General features: G+C 31.3%; 18 protein-coding genes. 2 read left to right on the top strand and 16 right to left on the bottom strand.

The features are described from left to right. Positions 1 to 42 precede the first annotated feature (42 nt). From fabF to BUB34_RS01185, 11 genes are all read right to left on the bottom strand, one after another. The gene (gene fabF, locus BUB34_RS01235; RefSeq protein ID WP_073123443.1) at positions 43 to 1,281 is read right to left on the bottom strand and encodes a beta-ketoacyl-ACP synthase II; all 1,239 of its coding nucleotides are present in this window, start codon (positions 1,279 to 1,281) and stop codon (positions 43 to 45) included. A 13-nt stretch (positions 1,282 to 1,294) separates the two neighbouring features. Beyond that, positions 1,295 to 1,519 (bottom strand): acyl carrier protein, encoded by a 225-nt coding sequence (gene acpP, locus BUB34_RS01230; protein ID WP_073123441.1) that lies wholly within the window; start codon positions 1,517 to 1,519, stop codon positions 1,295 to 1,297. Between the two features lie 45 nt (positions 1,520 to 1,564). Further along, complete coding sequence (gene fabG, locus BUB34_RS01225; RefSeq protein ID WP_073123439.1) at positions 1,565 to 2,311, bottom strand: 3-oxoacyl-[acyl-carrier-protein] reductase; 747 nt, start codon at positions 2,309 to 2,311, stop codon at positions 1,565 to 1,567. Continuing rightward, complete coding sequence (gene fabD, locus BUB34_RS01220; protein ID WP_073123437.1) at positions 2,305 to 3,261, bottom strand: ACP S-malonyltransferase; 957 nt, start codon at positions 3,259 to 3,261, stop codon at positions 2,305 to 2,307. The genes fabG and fabD overlap by 7 nt, the downstream gene beginning before the upstream one ends. 15 nt (positions 3,262 to 3,276) lie before the next feature. Next, positions 3,277 to 4,206 carry an enoyl-[acyl-carrier-protein] reductase FabK gene (gene fabK, locus BUB34_RS01215; protein WP_073123728.1) on the bottom strand — a complete coding sequence of 310 codons (930 nt, stop codon included), beginning with the start codon at positions 4,204 to 4,206 and terminating at the stop codon, positions 3,277 to 3,279. 10 nt (positions 4,207 to 4,216) lie between these two features. After that, positions 4,217 to 5,203 (bottom strand): beta-ketoacyl-ACP synthase III, encoded by a 987-nt coding sequence (locus tag BUB34_RS01210; RefSeq protein WP_073123435.1) that lies wholly within the window; start codon positions 5,201 to 5,203, stop codon positions 4,217 to 4,219. Positions 5,204 to 5,278: 75 nt separating this feature from the next. Then, a complete protein-coding gene (gene plsX / locus BUB34_RS01205; RefSeq protein ID WP_073123433.1) occupies positions 5,279 to 6,307 on the bottom strand; it encodes a phosphate acyltransferase PlsX in 1,029 nt (342 codons plus the stop codon). An 11-nt stretch (positions 6,308 to 6,318) separates the two neighbouring features. Further along, positions 6,319 to 6,876 (bottom strand): transcription factor FapR, encoded by a 558-nt coding sequence (fapR, locus tag BUB34_RS01200; protein ID WP_073123431.1) that lies wholly within the window; start codon positions 6,874 to 6,876, stop codon positions 6,319 to 6,321. Between the two features lie 249 nt (positions 6,877 to 7,125). Further along, on the bottom strand, positions 7,126 to 7,302 hold the full coding sequence (gene rpmF / locus BUB34_RS01195; RefSeq protein ID WP_073123429.1) for a 50S ribosomal protein L32: 177 nt from the start codon (positions 7,300 to 7,302) through the stop codon (positions 7,126 to 7,128). A 13-nt stretch (positions 7,303 to 7,315) separates the two neighbouring features. Continuing rightward, entirely contained in the window at positions 7,316 to 7,846 is a 531-nt protein-coding gene (locus BUB34_RS01190; protein ID WP_073123427.1) for a YceD family protein, read from the bottom strand. Between the two features lie 156 nt (positions 7,847 to 8,002). Further along, a complete protein-coding gene (locus BUB34_RS01185; protein ID WP_073123425.1) occupies positions 8,003 to 9,199 on the bottom strand; it encodes an acetate/propionate family kinase in 1,197 nt (398 codons plus the stop codon). A gap of 327 nt (positions 9,200 to 9,526) precedes the next feature. Between BUB34_RS01185 and BUB34_RS01180 the strand changes: the two genes are divergently transcribed. Together BUB34_RS01180 and BUB34_RS01175 are read left to right on the top strand one after the other, a co-directional pair. After that, positions 9,527 to 10,798: a nucleotidyltransferase gene (locus tag BUB34_RS01180; protein ID WP_073123423.1), complete on the top strand. Its 1,272-nt coding sequence runs from the start codon at positions 9,527 to 9,529 to the stop codon at positions 10,796 to 10,798. A 112-nt stretch (positions 10,799 to 10,910) separates the two neighbouring features. Further along, entirely contained in the window at positions 10,911 to 12,104 is a 1,194-nt protein-coding gene (locus tag BUB34_RS01175) for a sporulation integral membrane protein YlbJ (protein WP_073123421.1), read from the top strand. 136 nt (positions 12,105 to 12,240) lie between these two features. On the opposite strand, the gene BUB34_RS01170 is transcribed toward BUB34_RS01175, so the two are convergent. The 5 genes from BUB34_RS01170 to BUB34_RS01150 form a co-directional block, all read right to left on the bottom strand. Continuing rightward, a complete protein-coding gene (locus tag BUB34_RS01170; protein WP_073123419.1) occupies positions 12,241 to 12,765 on the bottom strand; it encodes a hypothetical protein in 525 nt (174 codons plus the stop codon). A gap of 2 nt (positions 12,766 to 12,767) precedes the next feature. After that, positions 12,768 to 13,265 (bottom strand): pantetheine-phosphate adenylyltransferase, encoded by a 498-nt coding sequence (gene coaD, locus BUB34_RS01165; RefSeq protein WP_073123417.1) that lies wholly within the window; start codon positions 13,263 to 13,265, stop codon positions 12,768 to 12,770. 1 nt (position 13,266) lies between these two features. Further along, the gene (gene rsmD / locus BUB34_RS01160; protein ID WP_073123415.1) at positions 13,267 to 13,821 is read right to left on the bottom strand and encodes a 16S rRNA (guanine(966)-N(2))-methyltransferase RsmD; all 555 of its coding nucleotides are present in this window, start codon (positions 13,819 to 13,821) and stop codon (positions 13,267 to 13,269) included. Positions 13,822 to 13,860: 39 nt separating this feature from the next. After that, positions 13,861 to 15,921: an ATP-dependent DNA helicase RecG gene (gene recG / locus BUB34_RS01155; RefSeq protein WP_073123413.1), complete on the bottom strand. Its 2,061-nt coding sequence runs from the start codon at positions 15,919 to 15,921 to the stop codon at positions 13,861 to 13,863. A 142-nt stretch (positions 15,922 to 16,063) separates the two neighbouring features. Next, complete coding sequence (locus tag BUB34_RS01150) at positions 16,064 to 17,692, bottom strand: DAK2 domain-containing protein (protein ID WP_073123411.1); 1,629 nt, start codon at positions 17,690 to 17,692, stop codon at positions 16,064 to 16,066. Between the last annotated feature and the right edge of the window lie 11 nt (positions 17,693 to 17,703).

Raw genomic sequence — 17,703 nt, 5'->3', positions numbered from 1 at the left:
AAATCTTACTCCTTTTAATATTTTTTAACTACATATTATCTTTTATACATATTTTTTTAATATTATAGTAGCATTATGACCACCAAATCCTAAAGAATTTGACATTGCATATCTAATCTCTCTATCTCTTCCATTATCTAATACATAATCTAAGTCTAACTCTTCATCTAAGTTTTGTACATTTATAGTAGGGGGAACAAATCCATCCTTTACACTCATAGCACAAATAATAGCCTCTACTGCACCTGACGCTCCAAGTAAATGACCTGTCATAGATTTTGTTGAAGATACGCACAAATCATATGCTTTTTCTTTGAACACATTTTTTATTGCCAATGTTTCTAATCTATCATTATACGGTGTTGAAGTACCGTGGGCATTTATATAATCTACTTCATCAATAGATACATCCCCATCTCTCAGTGCCATTTCCATAGCCCTTGTTGCACCTTCACCATCTTCTGCTGGAGTAGTCATGTGGTAAGCATCTGCTGTCAAACCATATCCTACAACCTCAGCATATATCTTAGCTCCTCTTTTTAAAGCATGTTCAAGTTCTTCTAGTATAACTATACCCGCACCTTCTCCCATTACAAAACCATCTCTATCTTTGTCAAAAGGACGAGAAGCAGTTTTAGGATCATCATTTCTAACTGACATAGCCTTCATATTACAAAATCCTGCAAATGAAAGTGGTGTTATTCCTGCTTCAGAGCCTCCCGCTACCATTATAGTAGCATCTCCTCTTTGAACAATTTTAAAAGCATCTCCTATTGAATGAGTACCTGATGCACAAGCTGTACATACATTTGTGTTTGGTCCTTTTGCACCCAGAAATATTGAAACTTGACCTGCAGCCATATTTCCTATCATCATAGGTACAAGAAACGGAGTTACCCTTTTATTTCCTTTTTTCATAAGTACTTCATGTTGTTCTTCCATAGTCCCAACTCCACCTATACCAGAACCAACGATAACTCCCATATTATTTTTATCTACCTTATCTAGATCTAAATCTGCATCCTCTACCGCCATTTTAGAGGCAGCTATTGCATATTGAGCAAATCTATCTAATCTTTTTAATTCTTTTTTACTTATATATTCTTCTCCATTAAAATCTTTAACTTCTGCTGCTATCTGAGTTTGGAAAGTGCTAGCATCAAATCTAGTAATCTTTTCAATACCACATACTCCTGATTTTATATTGTTCCAGAACTCTTGTTTTCCTATCCCAACAGGAGTTACACATCCTAATCCAGTTATAACTACTCTCTTTTTCATAGAGATACCTCCACTATTTATTAGCTTCTATATATTTAACTATATCACCTATAGACTTAAATTTTTCAGCCTCTGTATCAGGTATTTCTATATCAAATTCATCTTCTAAGGCCATTATTATTTCTACTGCATCTAATGAGTCTGCCTCTAAATCTTTCATTAAAGAAGTTTCCATAGTTATTTCTTTATCTTCAACTCCTAATTGATCCTTTATTATTTCTACAACTTTATTAAACATACAATTACCTCCTGATTTTTTTAATAACTTATATTAATATTTTTATTACATAACCATTCCACCATCTACATTTATAACTTGACCTGTTACATACCTAGACATTGAACTCGCTAAAAATGCCACTACATTTGCAACATCTTCTGGTTTACCAAATTCATTTTTAGGAATACTTTTTAACATAGTATTTTTTAAATCATCACTTAATACATTTGTCATATCAGTATCTATAAATCCTGGTGCAATAGCATTTATATTTATATTTCTTGATGCTAGTTCTTTTGCCGTAGCCTTAGTAAAACCTATAACTCCTGCCTTTGATGCACAGTAATTAGCCTGACCTGGGTTTCCTACTATACCAACTACAGATGACATATTAATTATTTTTCCAAACTTCTTTTTCATCATAGGCTTAGATACAGCCTTTGTACAATTAAAGACTCCTTTAAGATTTATATCTATTACCTTGTCGAAATCCTCTTCTTTCATCCTCATAAGAAGCCCATCTCTTGTTATACCAGCATTGTTTACCAGTATATCTATTTGGCCAAATTCCTTTATTACATCATCTACCATCAAGTTAACTTCTTCTGACTTTGATACATCACATTTTACAACCATGCATTTCACACCAAAATCTTCTATTTCTTTTTTTGTTTCTAGTGCAGATTCCTCTCTAGATGTGTAGTTTATTATAAGGTTTGCTCCAAAAGATGCTAGTTTTTTTGCTACTTCTTTTCCTATTCCTCTAGATCCTCCAGTTACTAAAGCTACTTTTCCTTTAATATCTAACATTTTATTTCCCCATTTCTATAAATTTCTATAAACTCGTTTAAAGAGTTTAAACTATCTATGTTGAAAATATTTACATCTACATTTTTATTAGAAGCTATTTTTTTAATAAAAGATTTCAATGTTTTTCCTGGTCCTATTTCCACAAAATTGTCATATCCTTCTTCTAATAACTTTTCTATAGAATTCTCCCAAAGTACAGATGAACTCACCTGCTTTATAAGTAAATCTCTAACTTCTTCTTGATAATAATCTGCATTTACGTTTGCTACTACATCTATTTTAGGTTTTGATATATCTATCTTATCTAATTCTTTGGATAACCTAACTCCTGCATCTTTTAGCATGGATGAGTGAAAAGCTCCACTTACTTTTAGCTTGACTGCTCTTTTGGCTCCTCTTTCTTTACACTTTATAATTGCGTCATCTATTAACATAGTTTCACCAGATATTACTATTTGACCTGGTGAATTGTAATTTGCTACTTCTATAATTCCATCATCTATATTATTTATAATTCCTTGTAATATTTCTCTATCTAGCCCTAATATAGCTGCCATAGCGCCTTTTCCTAAAGGAACTGCATCTTGCATAAACTTTCCTCTTTTTTTAACTAGTTTTACAGCCTCCAAAAAATCTATGCTTCCTGCGGCTACTAATGCACTATACTCTCCTAAAGACAAACCTAAACACCCATCAAACTTAAAATCTACCTCTGCCTTTAATGCTTCTAATGCAGCTATACTGTGTGTAAGTATGGCTGGTTGGGTATTCTCTGTTTTGCTTAACTCTTCATCACTGCCTTCAAACATAATATTCCTTAAATCTACTCCTAGAGATTCACAGGCGTCATCTATAACTTTTTTTGATATACTATTTTTTTCATATAAATCCTTAGCCATGCCCACATATTGAGCTCCTTGCCCAGGAAATACTAATGCTAATTTTCCCATTGCTTACCTCCTGAATTATAACTCTATGTTAGGCATAATAGCCTTGGCTTGACTTACCATATCTTCTATAATTTCTTTGCATGGTTTTATATCTTTTATAATTGAAGCTATTTGACCAGCCATAAATGACCCTCTTTCAAGATCTCCATCCACAGTTGCAAGTCTAAGTGCTCCACTTCCTTTTTTATCTAACTCCTCAATAGAAGCTCCTTCTTTTTCCATCTTTAAAAATTCTTTTGATAGTTTATTTTTTAGTGTTCTTACAGGATGACCTGTACTTCTTCCTGTAACTACAGCATCTCTATCCTTAGCCTTTATAACTAAATTTTTATAGTTTTCATGCACACTACATTCTTCACTACATATAAATCTAGTTCCAATTTGTACAGCACTAGCCCCTAGTGCAAATGATGCTACTATACCTCTTCCATCGGCTACTCCTCCGGCCGCAATTACAGGTATACCAACTTCATCTACAATCTGAGGTACCAATACCATTGTAGTTAAATCACCTATATGTCCTCCAGCTTCTGTTCCCTCTGCTATTATGGCATCTGCTCCTAACTTTTCCATTCTTTTTGCAAGTGATATAGTTGGAACTACTGGTATTATTTTTACTCCAGCGCCTTTAAGTTTTTCTATATACTTTGCAGGGTTTCCCGCTCCAGTAGTTATTACCTCTATTTTTTCTTCTATTACCAAATCGATTATTTCTTCAACAAATGGAGACATCAACATTACATTGACCCCAAAAGGTTTATCTGTTAACTTCTTACATTTATTTATTTCACTTTTTATAATATCCTTTGGTGCATTTCCAGCAGCTATTATTCCTAACCCTCCAGCATTCGATACAGCACTAGCTAAAGAAGCATTTGCTACCCATGCCATTCCACCTTGAATTATAGGATATTTTATATTTAGTAATTTACAAATTTGATTCATACTCTCCTCCTTATAAACTCCAATTAACAACAGAGGAACCCCAGGTTAATCCTCCTCCAAAGCCTACTAGAACTATATTGTCACCTTTTTTGATTTTTCCACTTCTATATGCTTCATCTAGAGCGATTGGTACAGATGCCGCTGATACATTACCGTATTTGTCTAGGTTTATGTATACCTTGTCTAAGTCTAACTTAAGCCTCTTGGCTGAAGCCTCTATTATCCTTATATTAGCTTGATGAGGAATAAGGCAGTCTATATCATCTGTAGTCATATTTGCCTTTTCAAGTGCCCTTAAAGAGGCCTCTCCCATTATTCTAACTGCAAATTTGTATACATCGCTTCCAGACATCTTTATCGTGTGTAGTTTTTTGTCTACACTTTCGTGGGTAGCCGGATTTCTAGAACCTCCTCCTGGTATCCCCAAGAAGTCCTTGCCACTTCCATCTGATCCCAGGTAGGTAGATAATATTCCTCCTTCTTTAACCCTTCCTATTATAGCTGCTCCTGCACCATCGCCAAATAGTATTGATGTTGTTCTGTCACTATAGTCTAAAGCCCTTGAAAGGGTCTCTGCACCAATTACCAGTACATTGTTATATGTATTGTTATCAACAAATTGCTTAGCTATTGTTAGTGCATATATAAATCCTGAGCATGCCGCTGATATATCAAAAGCAACTGCATTTGATGCCTTTAGATTTTCTTGTACCAGACAAGCTGTTGACGGAAAAAACATATCTGGTGTAGCTGATGCCACTATTATAAGTTCAATGTCTTTTGGGTTTAATTTAGCACATTCAATAGCCTTTCTTGCGGCCTCAGTTGCTAAATCGGAAGTTGCCTGACTGTCATCTGCTATTCTTCTTTCTCTTATACCTGTTCTTTCTCTTATCCACTTATCTGATGTGTCCATAATTTTTTCAAGATGGAAATTATCTAGTATCTTGTCTGGCAGATAACTTCCAACACCTAATATACCAGCTTTTGTGTTCATATATATAACCCTCCAAAAGGAATATATCTAAAGAGTGAGTAATATCAATCAAATATGCTTATACTAATCTAATTATTATTCTTTATCATTTTTATTGTCATCATTTTCTTTGCCATAACTTTCTATAAATTCTTTTATAGACTCAATGACATTGCCCTCTGAAAATCTTATACCTTGTCTTATGGCATTCTTTATAGCTAATGAGTTAGAACTGCCATGAGCTTTTATGACACCTCCATTAACTCCTAAAAGCGGTGCACCTCCATACTCTGAGTAATCCATAAAACTCTTTAATTTTTTCAAATCTTCTTTTAAAAGTAATGCTCCCATCTTTCCTTTCGTACTAGACATGAATGTTTCTTTTAAAAGTCCCATAACTGACATGGCCACACCTTCGGCAGACTTTAATAATATATTTCCTGTAAATCCATCACATACAATTATATCTGTATAAGCATTGATAACATCTCTAGCTTCGATATTTCCTATAAAATTTAAATCTAATTTCTTAAGTTCTTCATAAGACTTTTTAACTAAGTCATTTCCTTTTCCTTCTTCTATACCTACATTTGCAAGTGCTAACTTAGGATTTTTATGACCTAGTACTTTTCTAGCATAAATATCACTCATGGCTGCAAATTCCACTAAGTTCTTAGGTTTGCAGTCTGCATTTGCTCCACCATCTGCTATTATTGTCATACCACGTTTTACATTTGGTATTGCAGGGCATAGACAAGGTCTGTCAATTCCCTTTATTCTACCTACGATAAATAGTCCTCCAGCAAGTAATGCTCCTGTATTTCCAGCAGATATCACTGCATCTGCTCTACCTTCTTTCACAAGATTTAGTGCAACAACCATAGATGAATCTTTTTTAGATCTTATTGCCTTTACTGGCTTATCTTCATTTTCTATTATCTCTGTAGTATTCACTATTTCCAATTTACTTCTATCAAATTCATATTTTGAAAATTCTTCCTCTAATAGTTTTTTATCTCCAGTTATTATTAAATCAACATTGTATTCCTTTATAGCATTTACTACACCCTCTACATTAGACTTTGGTGCATTATCTCCACCCATTCCATCTATTACTATTCTCATGACATTTCCTCCTAATCTAATTCCTCAAATATAAATTTTCCTCTAAATATCTGCTCTTGAGACTTGTTATTTACAATAACTTTTACATAGTGCTTTCTGTCTACTTTTCTATAGACCTCTGCCTTAGCTATTAGTCTATCTTTTTGCTCTATTAACTTTAAGCACTTTATGTTGGCAACCCTCATTATAACTTTAGGTGCATCTATTGTTGCCATTGCTAATGAATTAGCTAAAGAAAATATATAAGTATCTCTCAGAGTATTAGTCTTAGAATAAATCATGTCCTCAGTAATCTCTAACATAGATATTCCTAAGCTACCTACTGATAAATCAATTATTTCTCCTGTAATCTCCTTTACACCCAGAGTTTTTACCTTTGATGTCTCTGTTTCTGCTATTAGTTTTACCCTTTCTCTTAACTCAGGTATATTCAAACTCATTCTATCGAGCCTTATAGTTTGAATACTAACACCAAACAAATTTGCCAACTCCTCATCTGTGTAAAAAGGATCTGTTTTTAACATATCAATAAGTTCCTTCTGTCTTTGGGCTCTGCTTTTCTTTTTCATGTTCCCTCCAAAAATTTATAGCTGTAATTAGTACCAGCTACTAATAGTAGTATATAATACGAATTATTTTTTTTCAATACCTATATTATTTATTTTTTATATTTTTATATAATACAGGCTTTATATCTATATCCTTTGCTTCTGTAAAATCCTTTATACCCTAATATCTAGTGTATATATTAATTTGTATACATAAAGATATATATACAAAAAAAACATGTAGAGTATTCTACATGTTTTTAAAAGTTATTACTTAGATACAACTTCTTTACCTTTATAATATCCACAGTCTGGACATACTCTATGTGGTAATACTGGCTCATGACATTGTGGGCAACTTACAAATCCTGTTGCTACCATCTTTGAGTTAGCTGCTCTTCTCATTTTAGTTTTTGATTTAGACGTTTTACGCTTTGGTACTGCCATTTACGCCACCTCCTTAGTCAGTTTTAAACAAATCTTTTAATTTAGCAAAACGGGGATCTATATTCTCCTCGTCGTTCGTATGTTCATTGCATGAGCATCCTTCTATATTTAAGTTGGCTCCGCATCCTTGACAAAGACCTTTACATTCTTGACTACATGTAACTGCACTTGGTGCATTAAATTCTAGTGTTTGTCCTATTATTTCAATCAAATCGACCTCTTGGTCATCGATTATAAATGCATCAAAGTCTTCGAACTCATCTTCGTCATAATTATCTTCTTTTACTAAAAAACCTTCGATAGAATATTCTAATGGTACTTCTACCTGATCTAAACATCTTGCACAATGGTCAAGAATTGTAAAATCAACATCTACTTTAAGGTATAAACCTTTATTTGTATTTGCTATTTTACCTTTTATATTTACAGGTGAAGCTAATTCATAAATCTTATCACAATAACTAATAGTATCAATTTTCTCAAAAAAACTCAAGTCTATTTTATCGGTTTCTCTTCTAATTAGTTTATCTAGACTAACTTTCATTAATTTCACCTCAATATATCACCAAATTTATTATACAAATCTAGCATTTGTTTGTCAAGTATTTTTACTTGATAGATATAGCGGTAAATTGAAATACCTTTAAAAAACTTAAGGTAGGTGTTACCCTACCTTAAAATATATTATGTCCAATTAAGACTATTTTACTAAATTTAAAGTGTCTCTAGCTATCATTAACTCTTCGTTAGTTGGTATTAATAACATCTTAACTTTAGAGTCTGTTGTAGATATTACTCTTTCTTTTCCTCTAACCTTGTTAGATTCTTCATCTAACTTCATTCCTAAGAATTCCATGTTAGAAGCTATTCTTCCTCTTAGGTCTATACCATTTTCTCCAACACCTGCAGTAAATACTACAACATCTACTCCGTTCATTTCAGCAGCATATGAACCTATGTATTTTTGAACTTTTTTAACGTAAGCATCTAAAGCTACTTGTGCTTTTTCATCACCTTTTTCAGCTGCTCCTTCTATATCTCTGAAGTCACTTGATATTCCAGTCATACCGTATACTCCAGATTGTTTGTTCATTAGGTTACTTAATCCATCTGCATCTAGACCTTCTTTTTGCATTAAAAATGGTAATATAGCAGAGTCTATATCTCCACATCTAGTTCCCATTATTAAACCTTCTAATGGAGTGAATCCCATTGAAGTATCTATACATTTACCACCATCTACAGCTGCTATTGAAGCACCGTTTCCTAAGTGACAAGTTATTATTTTTAAGTCTTTTATATCTTTTCCTAACATCTCAGCTGCTCTTTGAGATACATATTTGTGAGAAGTTCCATGGAATCCGTATCTTCTTACACCGTATTTAGTGTATAATTCATGAGGTAATCCATATAAATAAGAAGATTTAGGCATTGTTTGATGGAAAGCTGTATCAAACACTGCAACCATAGGAACATTTGGAAGTATAGCTTTACAAGCGTCTATTCCCATTATGTTAGCTGGGTTATGAAGTGGTGCTAAATCTACACATTCTTTTATAGCTTTTTCAACTTCTTCAGTTATTAATACTGATGAAGCGAATTTTTCTCCACCGTGAACAACTCTGTGTCCTACAGCTTCTATTTCACTCATTTCTTTAACTCCACCGAACTCTGGGTGTAAAACAGCTTCTAATACTAATTTGATAGCATCTTGATGGTTTTTCATAGGTTCTTCTTTTATTAATTTACCTTCTACTCCATCTTTTTCTTGTTTTAATATAGATCCATCTATACCTATTCTTTCAACTAATCCTATACATAAAACTTCTTCATTGTTCATATCGATTAATTGATATTTTAATGAAGAACTACCACAGTTTAATACTAATATTTTCATTAGTATACCTCCTTAAATTTTTATCAATAATATGTAATAAGCTCTTAAACTCCAAAAAATCAGCTAAAAACTTAATTTTTTACAATATCTTTAATTTGTATACATTGAACATAAATAATATACCACTTTTTTTTATAAAAGTATATAGTGTTTGTACAATAATTTACATAGATTATTTTTATCGATTTGCTATAATAATATAATATAATTGCTTAATTTTTATATTATCCAATATATACTATTATATTACTTTTTTTGTATTTTTATAATACCTAATAGCTATATTGTCTTTTATTTTTTAAATTTTGATTAAAAAGGAGGGTTTTTATGAATTTAACAGGACTTATTGTTGAGTATAATCCCTTTCACAATGGTCATTTATACCATTTACATAAATCCAAACAAATAACTAATGCCACACATACTATCGCTATTATGAGCGGAAACTTTTTGCAAAGGGGTGAACCTGCTTTATTCGATAAATATACAAGGGCAAAGATGGCCGTTGAAAATGGAGTTGATTTGGTTGTTGAACTTCCAACACTATTTGCATGCCAAAGTGCAGAAATATTTGCCCAAGGAGCAGTTACTCTTCTAAATTCTTTAAATTGTGTAAACTCTATTTGCTTTGGCAGTGAAGAGGGAGATACAGATATTCTCTATACCTTAGCAAAAATACTAGTTGAAGAACCAGAAGAATTTAAACTGTATCTTAAGAATTTTCTAGATGATGGCATGCTGTTTCCTGTTGCAAGAGGACAGGCCTTGTATTCATATATTGAAAATAATAATTTAATAAACAATATATCTAGTGATAGGCTTTTTGATATTTTAAACTCCTCAAATAACATATTAGGTCTAGAATACCTAAAAAGCCTAATAAAATTGAAAAGTCCTATAAAACCTTATACAATTACTAGAATTCAATCACAATATAATTCAGATACTATAGATGGTAGTATATGTTCTGCTACGGCAATAAGGAAATTACTAAAAGAAAGTAGCGATATATCTCAAATTCAATCTGTAGTTCCAAAACCTACTTTTGATAATCTAGTAGACAAATTAAATAACAAATTTAGACCTGTGTTCGAAGATTTATTTTTTGATAATTTGTCCTCAATTGTGATTAGAGACAAAAATAACCTTAAAAAATACTTCGAAGTAAACGAGGGAATTGAAAATAAAATATACCAAAATATTTTTACCTCTTCTTCTACAGATGAGCTTCAATTTTCCATAAAGTCCAAAAGATATACTCTGACAAAAATAAAGCGTACTCTTAATAATATCTTGCTTGGAATAACAAAAGATGATATTAATCTTGTAAAAGATATTTCATATATGCCGTATATTAGAGTACTCGCTTTTAATGATAAGGGCCGCGAAATACTAAAAAACATAAAAAATAATTCTGATATTAATATAATAAATAAGTTTTCAAATATATCACACTCAAATACAAATGATATCTTTAATACACTAATAGATTATGATATAAAGTCTACTAACATCTATAATCTTATTTATTATAAAAACAATAAAAATTTAGTTAAAGGTCCTATGGATTTTTATACTTCTCCTGTATATATAAAATAATATATCGTAATGATTGATACAGCCTAAAGGAAGATACCTTTAGGTTTTTTATTATTCATATATATCTAGTTCAAATAATATAATATTTTATATTATTTAATAAGGTGATGTTATGAAAAAAAGTAAAGTTATCATTTTCTTCATTCCGATGTTTATAGTTATGTTATTAGTCTTTGGTATAATTCTTTTTCCAAATGAATCTATACTTGCAGCTAAAGAAGGTTTTGGTATATGGTCTAATATACTTGTCCCGTCTTTATTACCTTTTATAATCGGCGCAAACTTAATTGTCGATTTAAAGGTTATAGATATAATTGGACTAATAATAAACCCTATAACTAGGATTATTTTCAATGTTTCTGGAAAAAGTGCACTAGTTTTTGCAATATCTACAGTATCTGGGTATCCTATTGGCGCAAAGTTAGCATCTCAGCTTAGAGAAACTAATCAAATATCTAAACATGAAGCCCAAAGATTAGTCTCATTTTGTTCTACATCAGGTCCTCTATTTATAATAGGCTCCGTATCTGTAGGAATGTTTGGCAGTTCATCTCTTGGCTATTTAATGATTATTTGTCATTATCTAGGATCTATATTAGTAGGTTTGCTTTTTAGAAACTACGGTAATGAAATATTACCTAGATCTAATTACAAACTAAAGGATAGTTTAGCTAATATTATTGACTCTAGGAATTCTAACAACAATGGATTCTTTATACTGTTTGGAAATGCTGTATTTAGTGGAGTAAACACGCTTCTTAATGTAGGTGGGTTTGTAATAGTCTTTTTCGTCGTATTTAAAATCTTATCTATATTTAATATTATTTCTATAATATCAAATGTTATGTACTTACCTCTATCTATTTTTGGAGTACCTAAAGAACTGTGTGAATCCTTTATTAGTGGTTTATTTGAAATCACACTCGGATGTAGTAAAGTTTCTAGTGTGTCATATGTATCTGAGGCTCTTAGAGCTTGTTTATGCAGTTTCTTAATTGGTTTTAGTGGTTTGTCTATACTAGCACAATGTTGTAGCTTTCTAGCTAAAGCAAACATAAATTTAAATGTCTACATATTTAGTAAATTTCTACATGGTATTTTTGCTTCTATATTCACTTTTTTGTTCTACCCATTATTAAAATCATCAGTAGTTGTTTCTAACTTTAATATTGGATATGACAATCTCTTTAACAATTTTATTTGGAATTTTTATATAAGTAATTATAATATAATCGCTTCAATGATTATTATAATATATATTATTTCATCTATATTTATAGCCAAAAAGAAATTTACAGTAATATAATCAAATATTTTATATACATATGTTTCATAATATACACATGTTTTATATCTAAAACACACATCAAAAAGGTCAACTACCTATATCTCAATTAAGGTAGCTGACCTTTTTTATTTTTATCTAGCATCTAAATTAATTTTTATTTTTTTGGATTTAGCTCTCTTCTATCTCTTTCAACTTCTTCTAAAATTCCCTTTAAGTTATATTCAACACTAGTAAGAACATCCTCTGCATACTCTATGGCCCCTAATCTTATTTCTTTGGCTACACTTTCAGCTTTTTCTAATATTTCCTTTGCTCTTTCATCAGCTTTTGTCACAGGCTCGCTCGATTCAACATATGCTTTAAGTGCTTCCTCAGAATTTTTCTTTATTAGTTCCATGTTATTGTTGCACTCTTCTTCAATTCTACTAGCTTCTTTATTTGCTTGTTCAATTATTTCCTCTGCCTCTTGCTTGGCCTTATTAATTATTTTATGTCTTTCCTTGTTTACCCATACAGCTTGTGTAACTTCCTCTGGTATCAATGATCTTATATCTGCTAATAACTGCAAAACATACTGCTTATCTATACTACACTTATGAGAAAATGGGTTTGTAGAAGCATTCTTCACAGTTTCTTCTAATTCTTCAAATAAATCCATCATTTCTAAATCTACCTTCATCTTTATTTCCCCCTGTTAGTTTTTCTTTTTAACTCCTTAAGAACTACCTCTGGAACTAATCTTTTTATGTCTGCATCAAAACTCAAAACTTCCTTTATTAAAGAGGAACTTATAAAAGAATAAATCGTATTTGTAGGTAAAATGATTGTTTCAATATTAGGATTTAACTCTCTATTCATATGAGCCATTTGAAGTTCATATTCAACATCAGCTCCACTTCTTACACCTCTTACAAGAGTATCTATTCCATTTTCCTCACAATACCTAACTAGTAATCCATCAAAACTTACAACCTTTACGTTGTCTATATGACTTGTTGATGCTTTAATTAAATTTACTCTTTCTTCAAAAGTAAATAAACATTTTTTATTTGGATTATTTAGTACTCCTATTTGTAACTCATCAAATATTTTTGATGATCTTGTTATTATATCTAAATGTCCATTTGTTATTGGATCAAAACTTCCTGCGAACATAGCTTTTTTGATTTTCGTCTTCATCTTATTCCTCCATCTTATAAAAAGTCAACGCAGTATTCCCATACTTTTTATGTCTACTCTTCTCTAGTTTCCCTATTTTTTCTGGAAATTCATCTTTTATATCATGTTCTATTACCAAAATTCCTTCTTCTGCTAATAACTCTAAGCCATTAATTCGGTCAATAGCTTCTATGAACATATTCTTATAGTATGGAGGATCCATAAAAATTATATCAAATTTATTTTTTTGTACATAAAGTTTATTTGTTGCATCCTTAAAATCTGAGTTTATGATTATACTGCTCTCTTCGAATCTTGCTTTTTTTATATTAGATTTAACTATTTCTATGCTTTCTTTGCTGTTATCTACAAAAACACACTTATTTGCTCCTCTAGATAGGCATTCTATTCCTAATGAACCTGTCCCAGCAAATAAATCTAAAACATTACTTTCCATTACATATGAACTTATTATATTAAATAAAGACTCTTTTACCCTGTCAGTAGTCGGTCTTACATCTTCATTTTTGGGAGTATTTAACTTTAACCCTCGTACTTTTCCTGATATTACTCTCAATGTTATTCTCCTCTCAGTCTATTTTACCATAACTCTAATTTAATTTAATGAGATTTCTTCTAATGTATACTTAAATTTATCAAAAATTTCATTTTTTAGCAATTTATTTTCCTCAAAATTGAGATTTTTGTCTTCTCCTAGTATATATCTAGCCTCTTGTTGAGCCAATTTTAATATTTTCATATGTTTAAATATATTGGCTACCTTTAACTCCGGAATTCCGTGTTGTCTTGTACCAAAAAATTCTCCTGGACCTCTTATCTCTAAGTCTTTTTCTGATATTTTGAATCCATCATTTGTTTCTTCCATTATAGACATCCTTTGTCTACATACTTCTGATTTTGATGCATATATTAAAATACAATACGACTTGTGAACACCTCTTCCAACTCTTCCTCTAAGTTGGTGAAGTTGGGCCAGTCCAAATCTTTCTGAGTTTTCTATTATCATAAGAGTAGCATTTGGAACATTTACACCTACTTCTATAACTGTAGTAGAAACCAGTATATCTATTTCCTTGTTTTTAAACATTTTCATTATATTATCTTTCTCACTAGATTTCATCTTACCATGTAAAAGTCCAACTCTTAAGTCACTAAAATATTGTGATTTTAATTCTTCTACTAATTCCGTTGCAGCTTTAGCTTCTATAGCCTCACTCTCTTCTACTAATGGACAAACAATATAAACCTGTCTTCCCTTTTGTACCTCATCTCTAACCAAGTTATTATACACTCTTTCTCTTTTTTTCTTATCAATTGCAATAGTTTCTATTGGCTGTCTTCCAGGTGGAAGTTCATCGATAATAGAAATATCTAAGTCACCATATAAAATAAGTGCTAAAGTCCTTGGTATAGGTGTTGCAGTCATTACTATTATATCCGGATTCTTACCTTTATCTGATAACCTACTTCTTTGTCTAACTCCAAATCTATGCTGTTCATCAGTTATTACAAGCCCTATATTACTAAACTCTACAGTATCTTCTATAAGTGCATGTGTTCCTATTAATATATCAATCTCATTGTTTTTTACTCTCTTTAAAATATTTTCTTTTTGCTTTTTAGTACAGCTGCCTACTAAAAGTTCTACATTTATATTAAATTCTTCTAAAGTATCTGATAAATATGCATAGTGCTGTTCTGCTAAAATTTCTGTAGGAGCCATCAGTGCACCCTGATATCCATTTAAAACGCAGTTAGCTAGTGAAAGTAGGGCAACAACAGTTTTACCGCTCCCCACGTCTCCTTGTACCAACCTATTCATAATTTTATCTGAGGCCATATCGTCTATTATTTCATTTAAAGCTCTAGATTGGGCTTTTGTTAATTTGAATGGTAGTGAGCTTCTTATATTATCTAAGTTTTCATTTTTATTAAATTTTATACCTTTACAGTCATTTATCCCACTCTTAAATAGAAATAATCCCATCTGTAAAATTAAGAATTCCTCAAATATAATTCTGTATAATGCAACTTTTAAAGAATCTTTGCTCTGTGGACTATGTATATTTTTAATAGCATAGTCTATACTACATAAATTGTATTTTTTAATTATATTTATAGGCAGATACTCCTTTATTTTAAGCTCTTCACTGTCTAAAACAGTCTTCATTATGCTCATAATTTCTTTATTAGTTACACCATATGTCAATGGGTATATAGGCATAACCTTGCAAGTATTCTTAGGGGATTTAGTGAAGAATTCTATTTCACAAGATGTCAATTCTACATTCTTGTAGCTTTTTTTTACTTTACCAAAAACTAACACCATGTCTCCTACCCTAAATGCATTTTTTATATGAGGTTGATTGAAAAACACTAACTTAGCAGAACTTGTCTCATCTTTTACACAAACCTTTGTCAACGTCATTCCTTTCTTAGGAGATGATGTCTCTATACCAGTTATGACTGCCTTTATAGTGGCCTTTTCATCATTATCCAACTGTGCTATTTTCTTTAAGTTATTTCTATCTTCAAACTGTCTTGGGAAATAGTATATTAAGTCCTTCAATGTAAATATTCCTAATTTATTTAACTTATATGCTCTCTTAGGTCCAATTCCCTTTACATACTGAACATCCTTATTTAATTCTTCCACGCTTAACCACCTACTAAATAGAAATTTCGCCTCGCCTATATATCCAAACTTTGATTTATAAGCTTGATATATTGTTTAGAGTAAATAAAAAGCCCTGTATAATCACTTTATAAAGTAGAGATTACACAGGACTTCAAAATTATTATTCAACTGAAATTAAGTAATAGTAAAGAGGCTGTCCTCCATAATATAACTCTACATCTATATCTTCAAATTTTTCCTCTAATTTGTCACGAAGTGTATTTGCCTGATCCTCAGTTACATCTTCCCCATAGAATAGAGTTATTATTGCAGTATCTTCATCAACTAATTTATCAATAAGGTCTGTAGTTATTTTATCTACATTTTCACCAGAAGCCAGCAATTTCCCCTCTGCTATACCTATTATATTTCCTTCCTTAACTTCAATATCGTTCATAACTGTGTCTCTCACAGCAAAAGTTACTTGACCAGACTTAACCAATCCTAAAGAATCAATCATAGCCTCTTCATTTTCTTCCTCACTTAAGCTTGAGTCAAAGTTTACTAATGCAGTAAATCCTTGTGGAGTATTTTTAGTAGGAATAACTATTATATTCTTATCACTTAACTCTTTTGCTTGATTTGCAGCCATTATTATATTGCTATTATTAGGGAATATAAATATGTTTTTAGCATTTATATTTTCTATAGCTCTCATGAAATCTTCTGTACTTGGATTCATAGTTTGACCGCCCTCTATTATATGGTCAACTCCAAAATCCTTAAAGATTTTAGCTAAACCTTCACCCATAGAAGTCGCTATAAATCCATATTCCTTTTCTTCTTCTTGAGATATAGCACTATCATCTGGCACTTCTAACAATGTATTCTCATGTTGAACTCTCATATTTTCTATTTTTATAGTTAATAATTGACCGTATTTTAAAGCTTCTTGTATCGCATTTCCTGGGTCATTAGTATGAACATGAACTTTTATTACTCCCTCATCTCCAACTACAGCTAAACTATCTCCATAAGGCATCATTATGTCCCTTATAGCAGAGTCATCTATTTTGTCACTTTCCAATATAAATTCCGTGCAGTAACCATATTTTATATCTTCAGAAGAAACACTATTTTTAGATATTTCTATATTACCTACATTGCTTGAACTAGAATCTCTTAAAACTACAGGGGAACCTTGTAATGCTTTGTGCATACCTTCATATATAAGAACTAGACCTTTTCCTCCTGAGTCAACAACTCCTGCATCCTTTAAGTTCTTTAAAAGATCTGGAGTTCTCTCTAATGATTCATTGGCTTCTTTTATAAATAACTCTAAGAATTTCAATAAATCTTTTTCTTTTTTGGATATCTTTATTGCATAGTCTCCACTTTCTCTAACTACAGTAAGTATAGTACCTTCTATTGGTTTTATTACAGCTTTATAAGCCGTATCTGCGCCGTTTTTGAAGGCCTCTGCTAAATCCTCAGAAGAAAGCTTGTCTTTACCTTCTACAGACTTTGCTATACCCCTAATTATTTGTGAAAGTATAACCCCAGAGTTCCCTCTAGCTCCCATCAGTGAACCCTTAGATAATGCCTTGCCTATATCTGTTATATTATCATCATTTACTTTTAATAATTCCTTTATTGCATATGATATAGTTAATGACATATTAGTACCTGTGTCTCCATCTGGAACTGGGAATACATTTAACTTATCTACTAAATCCTGGTGGTTTTGAAGATTGTTTGCTCCTGATACAAACATCTCCCTTAGTTTTTTCCCATCTATATACTGAATCATATTTGTCCTCC

This window comes from Asaccharospora irregularis DSM 2635 (genome assembly GCF_900129815.1).
Taxonomy (GTDB): Bacteria; Bacillota; Clostridia; order Peptostreptococcales; family Peptostreptococcaceae; genus Asaccharospora; species Asaccharospora irregularis.
The sequence above is the reverse complement of the archived record's forward strand: the minus strand, read 5'-3'. Positions and strand labels throughout refer to the sequence as shown.

Bases quoted from the DNA above. Each gene is read 5' to 3' on its own strand.
- fabF (WP_073123443.1), bottom strand. From the start codon at position 1,281: ATGAAAAAGAGAGTAGTTATAACTGGATTAGGATGTGTAACTCCTGTT.
- acpP (WP_073123441.1), bottom strand. From the start codon at position 1,519: ATGTTTAATAAAGTTGTAGAAATAATAAAGGATCAATTAGGAGTTGAA.
- fabG (WP_073123439.1), bottom strand. From the start codon at position 2,311: ATGTTAGATATTAAAGGAAAAGTAGCTTTAGTAACTGGAGGATCTAGA.
- fabD (WP_073123437.1), bottom strand. From the start codon at position 3,261: ATGGGAAAATTAGCATTAGTATTTCCTGGGCAAGGAGCTCAATATGTG.
- fabK (WP_073123728.1), bottom strand. From the start codon at position 4,206: ATGAATCAAATTTGTAAATTACTAAATATAAAATATCCTATAATTCAA.
- BUB34_RS01210 (WP_073123435.1), bottom strand. From the start codon at position 5,203: ATGAACACAAAAGCTGGTATATTAGGTGTTGGAAGTTATCTGCCAGAC.
- plsX (WP_073123433.1), bottom strand. From the start codon at position 6,307: ATGAGAATAGTAATAGATGGAATGGGTGGAGATAATGCACCAAAGTCT.
- fapR (WP_073123431.1), bottom strand. From the start codon at position 6,876: ATGAAAAAGAAAAGCAGAGCCCAAAGACAGAAGGAACTTATTGATATG.
- rpmF (WP_073123429.1), bottom strand. From the start codon at position 7,302: ATGGCAGTACCAAAGCGTAAAACGTCTAAATCAAAAACTAAAATGAGA.
- BUB34_RS01190 (WP_073123427.1), bottom strand. From the start codon at position 7,846: ATGAAAGTTAGTCTAGATAAACTAATTAGAAGAGAAACCGATAAAATA.
- BUB34_RS01185 (WP_073123425.1), bottom strand. From the start codon at position 9,199: ATGAAAATATTAGTATTAAACTGTGGTAGTTCTTCATTAAAATATCAA.
- BUB34_RS01180 (WP_073123423.1), top strand. From the start codon at position 9,527: ATGAATTTAACAGGACTTATTGTTGAGTATAATCCCTTTCACAATGGT.
- BUB34_RS01175 (WP_073123421.1), top strand. From the start codon at position 10,911: ATGAAAAAAAGTAAAGTTATCATTTTCTTCATTCCGATGTTTATAGTT.
- BUB34_RS01170 (WP_073123419.1), bottom strand. From the start codon at position 12,765: ATGAAGGTAGATTTAGAAATGATGGATTTATTTGAAGAATTAGAAGAA.
- coaD (WP_073123417.1), bottom strand. From the start codon at position 13,265: ATGAAGACGAAAATCAAAAAAGCTATGTTCGCAGGAAGTTTTGATCCA.
- BUB34_RS01150 (WP_073123411.1), bottom strand. From the start codon at position 17,692: ATGATTCAGTATATAGATGGGAAAAAACTAAGGGAGATGTTTGTATCA.